We start from the raw sequence: 13,229 nt of genomic DNA, 5'->3' as shown, positions 1-13,229 counted from the left end.
CCCTGAGTGTTAGTAACTAAGAACAAGTTGCGTTGACGCCCACTTGTTCAAAGGCGGACACGACATCAGATTCACTGTAACCCATATCTGCTGCTGCAAGTGCAACACCGCACGCACCATCATCAAAGTTACTGCTTGCTGTCCAATACAGTTGGTTAGCTGTAGCGAACACTTCAAAACCTTTGCGAACATCCCAATTCTTCATGTTGGCCAATAAGTAGAACGCTCGATTGAATACACCACTTGAATAGTGCACGTCTATCCCTTCATAATAATCAGAAGCATTGTCGATGGATCTGCCGTCTTTTGAGGGTGTATCAAAATATCTAAGCCCACCTTCGGATTTAAAAATATCGGCTCCAACAACCCAATCTACTTGCCCTTTCATATAGTACTCTGCAGCTTCACCAGCGATATCAGAAAATGCTTCATTAATACCACCAGGCATACCCGAATAGACCAAGCCAGAATTTTGCTCGGTAAAGCCATGACTCACTTCGTGAGCACTGACATTGATGTCAACTAAAGGATAAAAAATGCTCGCACCGTCCCCAAATGTCATCGAAGAACCGTCCCAGAACGCATTTTCGTAGTCAGTGCCGTAATGAACACGCATAACGAGTTGAAATGTTAATGGCGCAGTGTTTAGCCAATCTTTATACATGTCGAATACTACCTGGCCAAAATATTGGGCGTCATTAATCGGAGAATAGGCGCCATTAACTTGCTTATAGTCGTTGTAGTTTGAAGAATCTACACAGTCGTAACTATAGGCGGTACTACCAAATCTTCGGTTGTTCAAATTTACTGTTTTGACATTCGTACTTTCCATGGTGCATTTGCCACTTGACTCATTTTTGTCGACAGTAAACGCATGGTAATCTTCACCATAATTGTATTGTCCTGTTTTTGCGTTACCACCAGGCCCAGTCCCTTCCTCTTCATGATGAGCTAAGCCTTCCCAAGTTTCTAGCACTGCGCCAGAGTTTGCATCAATAAAATAATATGGTCTTGTAGGACGCTCTGCTTCTACAAAAAAGTTAACTAGGTAAACTAACTGTGCTTTATCATTTTTATCCAACTTAACCATCAGCTCAGCATTTGGATTCTGGTAATCCAGTTGGTTTTCTGTCAACTTGGCGTCGTGCTCAAATGCTTGCTTTGCAGCAGTGATAGCCTGATCTTTATCTAACTTTCCAGATACCGTTGCTACATCAGCATTGATACCTTGTAACATTTGACCATACACCTGTTTTGGGCCAACAGCGCTGCTGGTCGCAACAACGGACGTGTTAAATACTCGAACACCAAGATAGGTCTGTTGATAACGTACTTTGGTTTTGCCATTTGGCAGGGTGACTGTTTTTAGGGGAGTAAAACCAAGCTCGGAAGGTACAATACTTTTCGTTGCAGCGAGCCCTTGTTGTAATAAGTCGCTATCCTGAACTTTCACCATTTCAGCTGCATTTACCGAAAATACAACCGCTGAGCTAATAGCAACTGCGAGTATGCGACGTTGGTATGTTTTCATTTTTTATTTCCTAATTTTTATTAGTTTGCTTCCTATTTCCACTGCAGGAAGACTGGAAAATTGTATCCAGCAGATAAAAAATGAACCACATGACGGTAACTTTCTAGAATCTAAGAAAAATTTTATTTTCTCAACGTCAAAAAATTTAGACACGAGCTAGTGCTTATACTCTACTTAAAGCCAAGTATTGGGAATTACCCCTTGTTAATCATGCGTTAACAATAACAATATTATGACAATTATTTAGTAATCAAATTATAACTATGAGAAATGATACGATTATTGCTTTTACTAGATAGCCACACGCTAAAGTAATGACTTTATTAATTTAGTCTATAGTTGATTAGTGAGCAGCTAAGAAGGTTTCAATAAGGCTGCTACTCAACGACTAAAAAATATTACAACGTTAAACGGAATTAACTATGTTGGATCGCCTTAAAAACACGAGTGTTGGATTTCAATTAAAAGTCGTCATCACACTATGTTTGGTGTTCGCATTTTCTGGTATCGCCATACTGGTGTACAACAACGCTTATTCCTTACTCCTCAAAAAAACATTGACTTCTCATCAGTCCAAAATAGAAGCGCTAGCAGAGACAATAGCAGGTCAATTCAATGCTTATCTCGAAACTGCAAAAGTTTTAGATTCAGCATACAAAAACGGTTATTTAGCGGGTGTCTATCAAGAAGACTACACTGTAGACTTTATGGGAAAACAAATCACCAACCTAACACAATATGGTGAAAGTTTAATTAACGATACCAAGCTTGTAGATAGTTTTACTAGGGACACTGGCTCTGTTGCTTCTCTGTTTGCTCCGATAGAAAATAACTGGATAGTAGTTTCATCATCTCTTAAGGATCCCTCTGGCAAACGTAATACAGGCACAACGATTACTCCGAATCACCCAGCCTACAATGCGATTTCCAAAGGTGAAGAATATTACAACAATGTCGTCCTTCATGGTAAACGCTACATCACCTATTACGCTCCCATTAAAACGGCTACAGGAAAAATTGTTGCAATCACTTTTGTTGGTTTACCCATAGAAAAAGCGACACAAGATCTGTTTAACTCTCTCAATCACATTACCTGGGGCGATACTGGCTACACAATCGTTGTTGACAACGAAGAAAGTCATAAAGGAAGATTCCTATTACACCCCGATAAAAATATTACGGATGCACCGATACAAGATGTAGCAGACTACGATGGCAATAAGCCATTTAGCAAAATATTTGAGTCAGATAGCGGATTAATACAATACCCATTTAAGTACCCTGGCCAAAATAGTAAAGCCGAGAAATATCTGGTATTCACTGAAGTACCAGGATGGAATTGGAAACTGCTCGGCGGCACTTTTATCAATGAAGTAACGAAAGAAAGTGCAACACTACTAAGGCTGATCATATTGGTGGCCACTATTATTGGTATCGCTGCCTTGGTTATTCTGACCATTTACCTTAATAAAACGCTCAAGCCTTTAGAAACCCTGAATCACTTTGTTCAAAGATTAGCCAAGGGAGAGGTCAGTATATCAATTCCCAAGGGGCGTACAGACACAAAAAATGAAATCACCAGTCTAGGAAACGGAATTGCTGACATGGCCCAACAGCTAAAAGAATTGGTCACCCAGATTTCCTCAACTAGCGATGTCGTCAGCGAACAATCACAAAATGTCGCTTCTGACGCCAAATTCAACCTTACTCAAGCCGATTCGCAGCAAAGTAAAGTTGAACGAGTCGTCTCCTCAATCGATCATATGACAACTTCGGCTAAATCTATTGCTCAACAAGTAGATACTATTGTTGAGAATGTCCGATTGGCTAACAAAGACAGTCAGTCTGGCCTAGATATGGTTGAAAATATGAGCTTAGGCATGAACACGTTGAACGACAATTTAGCCCAATCATCGGACGCCATTAATCAAGTAGAAAGTGATAGTGAAGGCATTCAAAACGTAACGAAAATGATCGATGAAATAGCAGAGCAAACCAACTTATTAGCGCTAAACGCCGCAATAGAAGCGGCTCGAGCGGGAGAGCAAGGCCGAGGATTTGCAGTAGTCGCAGATGAAGTGCGTACGTTAGCTCAACGAACTCAAAACTCGGTAAAAGATGTCGTTACTATCATTGAACAGCTTAAAGCGTCCACTTCAAGCTCAGTTGAACTTATGAGCCATAGTCAAAGTAATGCTACCCAAGCAGTAGAAAAAGCCCAGCAAGTGGGAGAAGCACTCAAAGCCATCGCGAATCAAGTACACAGCATTTCAGAACAAGCTGAAACCATATTAACTACGTCCGAGGAGCAAGCATCCACAGCTGAAGAAGTCGCGACCGATACTCAGCAAATCAGTGAACTCAATCGAAAAAGCAGAGAAACCATTGCCCAAACCTCAAACAGTGCGCAAGATTTAGAGCAACAAGCATCAGTATTAAAACAAAAAGTAGGATTTTTTCACTAAGAGACTCTTTAAAACAGAATACCGCTAAATTCTGCTCACTCGAGCATTCACATTAAATTCACACAAAAAATGATACCTTAGTGTTAAATATTTATAATACTTATAACTCATTAATGCTCCATATTAAACAGTACTCACAACTATATATTTATTTGAGCCGGGCAAAGCCTAAGTGCACTTCATTTAATATAAATGCAATAAAAATTATTTATCTATATGATTTTTATGTGATTTATAATTTTTGAACTTTATGCCAGATATATTGTCCCCAAAAATCATTCTGATTATTTGGTTTAAAAACAACTTATTTTTAGATTAATTTTTATCTTATTCTAGAATAAGGCGTTCTATTAATGTGACAATCATTTGACAAGTATATTAGTTTTAATGTACACACTGTACCGAATTTTTATATTACTTTGGACAAGCGCGTGACAGAAGAATTTCTTCCACTGTGCCGACCTGCTACAAATGATGAAGACATCAACGCAGTCGTCGACGTTATTAGATCTGGTTGGATCACCACTGGCCCTAAAAATGCCGAGTTAGAAAAGCAAGTCAGTTTACTGACAGGTGCTCCACATGTCGTTGCTTTAAGCAGTGCTACCGCTGGTATGCATCTCGTGTTGAAGGCTTTAGGTATTGGGCCCGGTGATGAAGTTATTACTCCTTCTCTAACATGGGTATCAACGGCTAATATGATTAGCCTATCAGGTGCTAAGCCTATATTTGTAGATATTGACCCTAATACCTTAATGGTTAGTGCAGAAGATATAGAACCACTCATTAATGAGAACACTAAACTTATTATTCCCGTACATTACGCTGGGGCGAGCTTGGATCTCGACTCTATATACGACCTCGCAAATAAACATAGCATCCCTGTTGTTGAAGATGCCGCTCATGCTTTAGGAACTGAATACAAGAACCAAGCAATAGGCGGTCGAGGTACTTGTTTATTCTCATTGCACGCCATTAAAAATATTACCTCTGCTGAAGGGGGGCTACTTACTACTTTTGACCCAAACATTGCGGATGCTGTTCGCCGATTAAAGTTTCATGGGCTGGGTGTAGACGCTTTTGATAGAAAAGAGCAAGGCCGTTCCCCTCAAGCAGAAGTGATTGAGCCAGGATTTAAATACAATCTACCTGACATTTGCGCTGTACTCGCACTTGGGCAACTTAAGCGAATTAGCAGTATTGCTGAAAAGCGCAAAAATCTAGTCAGTGCTTATTCTGAACAATTAGAAAGCGTGTGCGGTATTACACCTTTAGCTATCCCCTCATACCCGCACAAGCACTGCCATCACTTGATGATTGTTAAAGTTGAACCACAACAGTTCGGTGTGGATCGCAATGAATTAATTGAATTACTGAAGCAAAAAGGTATTGGTTCCGGTATTCATTTTCGCCCAATTCACCAGCAAAAATACTATAGAGATAACTATAGCGATTTGTATGGTGAGCTCAATTCTAACCTTGAAAATACTGAGCTAGTAGGCTCACAAATCTGTTCTTTACCATTGTTTCCTGACATGACATTGGACGATGTGGCACGAGTGGTTGGAGCAATCAAAGACATCGCGAGTAAAAATGAGAAATAATCAATCCGTTGGACTCGTATCCATTGTGATACCCGTCTACAACGAAGAAGCAACCCTACCAGAGCTGCTTCGTCGAACTAAACTAGCAGGTGAAAGTCTGAGCCAAGATTACGAGCTCGTTTTGGTCGATGACGGTAGCCGAGATAGAAGTGCTGAGCTTATTGAACAAGCAGCCAATGAAGAAGGTAGTGCCGTGGTTGGCGTTATTTTGAATCGTAACTACGGCCAGCACAACGCTATTATGGCAGGTTTTGCTAAAACCAAAGGTGACGTTGTCATAACTCTAGATGCTGACTTGCAGAATCCCCCAGAGGAGATCCCTAAGTTAGTTCAGGAAATTGAGAAAGGTTTTGACTCTGTTGGAACCGTTCGAAGAAACCGAAAAGATTCTCTACTAAGAAAGCTACCATCTAAGTTAGTCAATATCTTAGTTAAGAAATCAACCGGCATTGCGATGACAGACTATGGGTGTATGCTTCGCGCTTATCGTCGACATGTTGTCGATGCGATGCTGGAGTGTCATGAAAGAAGTACGTTTATTCCAGTGCTTGCTAATGGGTTCTCTAGACACACTAGTGAAATCGACGTCGATCATGACGAACGTGCTGATGGTGAATCAAAATACAGCTTGATGAGTCTAATCAGTTTAACGTTTGATCTTGTGACCAGCATGACCACGGCACCGCTACGTATGTTAAGCATATTTGGTGGGATTATGGCTTCATTAGGTATTGCTTTTGGCGTATTTCTATTTGTCCTTCGCTTTATATTCGGCTCGGAATGGGCTGCAAACGGAATTTTCACATTAGACGCGATAATGTTCGTGTTTATTGGAGCACAGTTCATTGGTCTGGGGCTACTGGGTGAATATATTGGGCGCATATATTCCGATGTAAGAGCAAGGCCAAGATATTATGTACAGGAAGTTATTGTTGGGCAGGCAGCTCAGAACGCGCGTGATTCAAAAGAATAAATTTTAATTGTACAAATTTGGGAAATATTATGAAAACAGTGGTTTTCGCCTATCATAACTTCGGCTGTGCTGGTATCCAAAGCCTATTAAAAAGTGGCGTTGAGATTGCAGCTATCTTTACACACCTTGATGACAAGAATGAAAATGTCTATTTCTCTTCTGTTGCTAAACTAGCAGCAGAAAACGGCATTCCAGTTTATGCGCCAGAAGACGCCAACCATCCTATCTGGGTAGACAAAATCCGCGCTCTAAAGCCGGACATGATCTTCTCTTTTTACTACCGCAATATGTTGAGCCAAGATGTTCTCGATTGTGCAAGTAAAGGGGCGTTCAACTTACACGGTTCTCTGTTGCCAGCATACCGTGGTCGAGCACCAATCAACTGGTGTTTAGTAAACGGCGAAGACGAAACTGGTGTGACTTTACACTCTATGGTAGCAAAAGCAGACGCCGGAGATATTGTTGCTCAGCGCTCTCTAGCCATTAGTGATGAAGACACAGCTGCAACGTTACACCAGCGTTTGCTAGAACTAGCAGACGACATGCTGCAAGACGTTATCCCTCAGTTGAAAGAGGGCAACATTACTTACACCGCTCAGGACGAATCAAAAGCAAGTTGTTTTGGACGCCGCACCCCAGAAGACGGTGCAATCGACTGGAGCCAAGATTCGCGCACTATCTTTAACTTAGTTCGCGCAGTGACTGAACCTTTCCCGGGTGCGTTTACTTACCTAGCCAATCAAAAAGTTATTGTATGGAAGGCAAAAGCTAGCGACACCCAATACGATAACGAACCAGGCACAGTTGTATCAACCAACCCTCTTGTTATTGCTTGTGGAAAAGGTTCACTTGTTCTTGAATCGGGTCAAGCAGAAAGCGGGCTCTACCTAAACAGTGACCAACTAACTGCAGAACTACACTTAGTTAAAGGCTCTCGATTTGGATCTGCTGTAAACTTAGGTAAGAAAAAACGCCAAAAGGTTCTCATCTTAGGTGCGAATGGGTTTATCGGAACTCACTTAACTCGTCGACTACTGCAAGATGGCAACTATTCTATCTATGCAATGGATATGAGCTCTCACCAAGTATCAGAGTTTTTAGATCACCCTAACTTCCACTTTGTGGAAGGTGATATCACCATTCATAATGAATGGGTCGAGTACCACATTAAGAAGTGCGATATTGTTTTACCGCTTGTGGCCATTGCTACACCAATCGAATACACGCGTAATCCACTACGTGTATTTGAGCTAGACTTCGAAGAAAACCTAAAAATCGTTCGTGACTGTGTTAAGTACAACAAGCGTGTTATTTTCCCGTCTACGTCTGAAGTATATGGCATGTGTACTGATGATGAGTTCAACGAAGATACGTCTCCTTTAATTGTTGGGCCAATCAATAGACAGCGCTGGATCTACTCCACCTCTAAGCAGCTACTTGACCGTGTCATCTGGGCTTACGGCAAAAAAGAAGATCTACAATTCACGCTCTTCCGACCATTTAACTGGATGGGCACACACCTAGATAGCCTAGATTCCGCCAGAGTAGGTTCAAGCCGCGCAATCACTCAGCTAATCTTAAACTTGGTTGAAGGTACGCCGATTAAGCTTATCGACGGTGGCGAACAGAAGCGTTGCTTTACTGATATCGCAGATGCTATTGAAGCGCTATTCAGAATCATCGAAAACAAAGATGACAACTGTAATGGTGAAATCATCAACATCGGTGCGCCATACAATGAGGCAAGCATCAAAGAGTTAGCTGAAACTCTAGTTGCGAAATTTGAAGCCCACCCTCTAAGGGACCAATTCCCTCAATTTGCAGGTTATAACTTAGTGGAAAGTAAAGCGTTTTACGGTGACGGCTATCAAGACGTTCAACACCGCCGTCCAAGTGTTGCTAACGCTAAGAAATTACTAAACTGGGAGCCAACCACTCACTTCGAAAAAACCATTGAAGAAACGCTAGATTTCTTCCTAAAAGGTGCACTTGAAGAGAAACAAAATGGCTAATAGTCCTATCAAAGTTGGCTTAAGAATCGACGTTGATACTTTTCGTGGCACGCGCAAAGGCGTGCCCAAGCTACTAGAAATACTTAACAAGTACGATATTAGCGCGTCGTTTTTCTTTTCCGTTGGTCCGGACAACATGGGACGCCATTTATGGCGTCTTATCCGCCCTGCGTTTATTAAGAAAATGCTTCGTTCGAATGCTGGTAGCTTGTATGGCTACGATATCTTGTTCAAAGGTACGATGTGGCCCGGACCCAATATTGGTAACAAGCTAGGTCATGTGATTAAGCAAACAGACGAAGAAGGTCACGAAGTCGGTTTGCACGCTTGGGATCATCACAAGTGGCAAATCAAAATTGATAAAATGTCTTCCTCACAGTTATCTAGCGAAATTCGTAAAGGATATAACGCGCTCGAAAGAATCACTGGTAAGAGGATTTCATGCAGTGCCGTAGCAGGTTGGCGTTGCAATAGCCAAACCATTGTCGAAAAGGAAAAACTTCCTTTCCGTTACAATAGCGATTGTCGCGGAGAATCTATTTTTATTCCCCAAAATGGCAAAACGCCGCAAATCCCTGTCACCCTGCCAACATACGATGAACTCATTGGAGAAAATGGCATCACCGATGACAACTATAACGCACATATTATCGACCTCATTAAGCCTGTCGGATTGAATGTGTATACCATTCATGCCGAAGTTGAGGGGATTCAATATGCTTCTGCGTTTGAAGAGCTGATACAACAGGCGGCTTCGAAAAATATTCAGTTTGTACCACTAGGTAACCTATTGCCTGGTTCAGATGTAAACCTTCCAATCGGCTCTATTGAAAACATTTCTTTTGAAGGTCGAGAAGGTTGGATTAGCCAACAGTCTGGGGCCGTGAGTTAGAGGTTACTGTGAAAAAGATATACCGTTCATGGCCTTTTATTATATTGGGCTATTTTGTCATTACCTACTTGTTTCCATTGAATTTTCATGCGTTATTTTCACCAGATGAAATTCGGTATGCTGAAATATCGAGAGAAATGATCGCAAGTGGAAATTGGGTAGTACCGCACTTTAATGGCCTACTGTATTTCGAAAAGCCTGTCATGGCTTATTGGCTAAATGCTATTTCTCAAATTTTATTTGGTGAAAACAACTTCGCGGTCCGACTACCATCTGCATTGTCAGTATTGGGTTCGGTATATTTTCTCTTCCTCTTGGTGAGTAAAGACACAAAAGATAAGAGTCTTGCTTGGATTACATCTGGTGTTTTTCTTAGTATGTTTATGGTCATCGCGGTTGGAACCTACAACAGTGTTGACAGTATTTTAAGCTTTTGGTTAACAGCTTCATTTGTCACTTTTTACTACGCGGTTATTGAAAAACAACGTTCCAGAAAGGCTCTACTATACTTTATCGCTGGAGTATTCTGTGGCGCTGCTTTTCTTACCAAAGGGTTCTTAGCTTTAGCCCTACCCGTCATCGTTGTTGGTGGTTTCGCAATTTGGCAAAAAGATTTATGGTCACTGATAAAGTATGGGTCAATCAGCATCTTAGGTGCGTTGGTTATATCCTTGCCTTGGAGTATTGCGATATATCATCAAGCTCCTGACTTCTGGCGGTATTTCTTTTGGGTGCAACATATACAGCGCTTTTTTGGTAATACCCATGTAGCTCAGCATCCACAACCTATTTGGTACTATATTCCATTTTTACTTACTGGCATCTTACCTTGGTTATTTATCTCATTTTCGCTTGTAAGAGAGACCCTAAAAAGTAGCGCTAACCCTCTAATTCGCTATGCTTTGCTTTGGGTCTTATTGCCTTTGATCTTTTTCTCCGCTTCAGAAGGTAAAATTGCTACGTACATCTTGCCATGCCTGGCGCCAATGGCCATTTTATTAGCGTATGGCATCAGAAATGTTTTTGAGAAAAGATCGAAAGCTTTCAGGCTTGGCTCTTGGCTCCATGCAGGAATCGCAATTCTCTTAGCTGCTGCCATTTTTGTCGTATACGCTCTAAACAAGTTGCCTTTGGCAAATAGCGAGCATTACAAAGTATGGGTATTTGCCTTAATCTTTGCTTTTTGGGCGGCTTGCGTGATTATTTCGATCCGTGTGAAACACTTAAAATCATTTATTGTTGCAAATATGCTGGCACCTGTCGGGTTAATTGCATTGTTTGGTGTCGTATTACCAAATGCTACAAAAGAGTCAAAGCTACCTCAATACCTTATCCAGAACGTCGAAGCTGATATTACACCTGATACCTTAATTGTTGCAGATTACCCTTCGACAATGTCGGCTTTTAATTGGTATTTAAAACGCTCAGATATCTATTTGACTAAAGGGCAAGGTGAAGAGCACTACGGCCTGAGTTATCCTAACGCCAAGTATCGATATATTCCATTTGAGAACTTAGCTCAATTTATCGATAGAAAAGTGACAACACAACAGGTGCTAATAGAACTAAAGGGAGTTACATCTCTTCCAACAGATTTTCCAACACCAGACAAAGTTGTTAAGTATGGACCATTCCATGTGTTCATTTTCAATAGGAAGTCAAAATGACCACTGTATTTCTTTTTATAGTATCCGTGCTTTCAAGTTCGTATAGTCAATATTGGCAAAAGAAAACCGCGATATTAATCGAACAAAATCAACACCTATCGCTTTGGGGAAAACTGTTTACAGTCCCTGCACTTATGTCTGTGTTTTTCTTAGCTGCAGCAGCAATATCTTGGCTAGGCGTACTGAGAGATTGGAGTGTTTCAATCGCTTACCCCATGCTCAGCGTAAATTTCATTATGATGCTTTTGATTTCACATTATTGTTTCGGGGAAAACCTCACAAAACGTCACTGGCTTGGTAGTGTAATGATACTCGCTGGTGTCGCGTTACTTGGGAGCTCCTTGTAATGAACGGTGCAGAGTTAAAAAGTGGCATCAAATTCGCTTTAATTAGCGTAGTTCTCGTGACGGTCGCTCAAATATCGATGAAATTAGGGGTCACTAACCTATCTTTTCGACTTGATAGTTTTATAAATTCACATAATTTTTACCAGTTTATTGTTACAAATTGGGTACAAATTTTCTGGCTAGGACTCGGGCTCGCATGTTATGCCTTATCAATGATGGTATGGGTGTTAGGTCTAAAGTACTTGCCTTTAAGTATTGCGTACCCATTGCTTAGTATTAGCTATGTTCTAGTCTATTTTGTCTCGATGCTCGTTCCACAGTTTGATGAGCAATTTTCACTAGAGAAGCTAGCAGGTATTGTTCTAATCATCGCAGGACTTAAAGTTTTATTTTCGGAAAATAAAATTAGGTCTTAACCAAACATATATTCCTGTTTGTAATATCAGATAGGTTGCTCAAATCAAGGAGTGGTTAAGCAACAAAAAGTTTAAAATTTAATAGTAGGAGTAATAACTTGAAAATAGCAGTAGCTGGAATCGGTTACGTAGGGCTCTCTAATGCCGTACTACTATCTCAAAATCATGAAGTCGTCGCCTATGATATCGATGAGCATAAAGTTAATCTGTTGAATGACAAAATATCTCCTATTGTCGACAACGATATTGACTATTTTTTAAAAAACAAACAGCTAACGTTAGAAGCAACCACTGACAAAGACTTCGCTTTTAAAAACGCTGATTTCGTTATCATCGCAACACCGACCGATTACGACCCAAAAGAGAACTATTTTAACACTCGTTCGATTGAGTCAGTGATAACAGACGTACTCGCTATTAATCCTGAAGCTATCATGGTGATCAAGTCGACAATCCCTGTTGGCTACACAGATAAAGCTCGCACTACGTTTAGCAGTAACAATATTATCTTTTCACCAGAGTTTTTACGTGAAGGCAGAGCTTTACATGACAATTTATATCCTTCTAGAATTATCGTAGGTGAGAAAAGTCAACGAGCAGAGAAGTTTGCTAATCTAATTGCAGAAGGCGCAGTTAAGCAAGATATTCCTATCTTATTCACAGACTCAACAGAAGCAGAGGCGATTAAACTTTTCTCCAACACTTATCTTGCTATGAGGGTCGCATACTTTAACGAACTCGATACATATTCAGAGACACATAATCTAAATTGTCGCGATATCATCGAAGGTGTTTCTCTGGACCCAAGGATCGGTTTTCAATATAACAATCCTTCATTTGGCTATGGCGGATACTGTCTACCAAAAGATACCAAGCAGCTTCTTGCGAACTATAAAGATGTGCCAAATAACTTGATCCAAGCCATCGTTGACTCAAACACTACGCGAAAGGATTTTATTGCTGAATCTATTTTAGAGAGAAACCCTAAAGTAGTTGGCATACATCGGTTGGTGATGAAAACTAACTCGGATAACTTCCGCTCTTCTTCAGTACAAGGAATTATGAAGCGGTTAAAAGCAAAAGGCGTCGAGGTCATTATTTATGAACCTTCGCTTGAGCAAGAACAATTCTTTAACTCGAAAAATTATCAAAACCTAGATGAATTCAAAAAAGAAGCTTGTGTCATCGTGACAAACCGAATGTCTCCAGAACTGAATGATGTGCTGGATAAAGTCTACACTCGCGATTTGTATCAGCAAGACTAGAGTGAAGTGCCAAAGTTAAAAATAGCCACAAGGGTGGCTATTTTTAACTATCAGATG

Annotated in this window: 9 protein-coding genes and 1 pseudogene; 9 read left to right on the top strand and 1 reads right to left on the bottom strand. The window is 40.7% G+C overall.

Annotated elements, in window-relative coordinates:
* Nucleotides 1–22: 22 nt before the first annotated feature.
* A pseudogene (locus ACM2FC_RS03215) lies at nt 23–1,531 on the bottom strand (M4 family metallopeptidase); the annotation flags it as partial.
* Between the two features lie 422 nt (nt 1,532–1,953).
* Here ACM2FC_RS03215 and ACM2FC_RS03210 point away from each other — a divergent pair.
* From ACM2FC_RS03210 to ACM2FC_RS03170, 9 genes are all read left to right on the top strand, one after another.
* A complete protein-coding gene (locus ACM2FC_RS03210) occupies nt 1,954–3,996 on the top strand; it encodes a methyl-accepting chemotaxis protein (RefSeq protein WP_498479381.1) in 2,043 nt (680 codons plus the stop codon).
* A 431-nt stretch (nt 3,997–4,427) separates the two neighbouring features.
* The gene (locus ACM2FC_RS03205) at nt 4,428–5,600 is read left to right on the top strand and encodes an aminotransferase class I/II-fold pyridoxal phosphate-dependent enzyme (RefSeq protein ID WP_498479380.1); all 1,173 of its coding nucleotides are present in this window, start codon (nt 4,428–4,430) and stop codon (nt 5,598–5,600) included.
* Entirely contained in the window at nt 5,590–6,573 is a 984-nt protein-coding gene (locus tag ACM2FC_RS03200) for a glycosyltransferase (protein WP_498479379.1), read from the top strand. Before ACM2FC_RS03205 ends, ACM2FC_RS03200 begins: the two co-directional genes overlap by 11 nt.
* Before the next feature lie 29 nt (nt 6,574–6,602).
* Entirely contained in the window at nt 6,603–8,585 is a 1,983-nt protein-coding gene (arnA, locus tag ACM2FC_RS03195) for a bifunctional UDP-4-amino-4-deoxy-L-arabinose formyltransferase/UDP-glucuronic acid oxidase ArnA (RefSeq protein WP_498479378.1), read from the top strand.
* Complete coding sequence (gene arnD / locus ACM2FC_RS03190; protein WP_498479377.1) at nt 8,578–9,477, top strand: 4-deoxy-4-formamido-L-arabinose-phosphoundecaprenol deformylase; 900 nt, start codon at nt 8,578–8,580, stop codon at nt 9,475–9,477. The genes arnA and arnD overlap by 8 nt, the downstream gene beginning before the upstream one ends.
* Before the next feature lie 8 nt (nt 9,478–9,485).
* Nucleotides 9,486–11,144: a phospholipid carrier-dependent glycosyltransferase gene (locus tag ACM2FC_RS03185; protein WP_498479376.1), complete on the top strand. Its 1,659-nt coding sequence runs from the start codon at nt 9,486–9,488 to the stop codon at nt 11,142–11,144.
* Complete coding sequence (locus ACM2FC_RS03180) at nt 11,141–11,491, top strand: EamA family transporter (protein ID WP_498479375.1); 351 nt, start codon at nt 11,141–11,143, stop codon at nt 11,489–11,491. The genes ACM2FC_RS03185 and ACM2FC_RS03180 overlap by 4 nt, the downstream gene beginning before the upstream one ends.
* Nucleotides 11,491–11,907: a 4-amino-4-deoxy-L-arabinose-phosphoundecaprenol flippase subunit ArnF gene (arnF, locus tag ACM2FC_RS03175; RefSeq protein ID WP_498479374.1), complete on the top strand. Its 417-nt coding sequence runs from the start codon at nt 11,491–11,493 to the stop codon at nt 11,905–11,907. Before ACM2FC_RS03180 ends, arnF begins: the two co-directional genes overlap by 1 nt.
* Before the next feature lie 98 nt (nt 11,908–12,005).
* On the top strand, nt 12,006–13,172 hold the full coding sequence (locus ACM2FC_RS03170; RefSeq protein WP_498479373.1) for a nucleotide sugar dehydrogenase: 1,167 nt from the start codon (nt 12,006–12,008) through the stop codon (nt 13,170–13,172).
* The last annotated feature ends 57 nt before the right edge of the window (nt 13,173–13,229 follow it).

This window comes from Vibrio sp. A37 (assembly GCF_059777565.1).
This window is presented reverse-complemented; position numbering and strand designations above follow the sequence as displayed.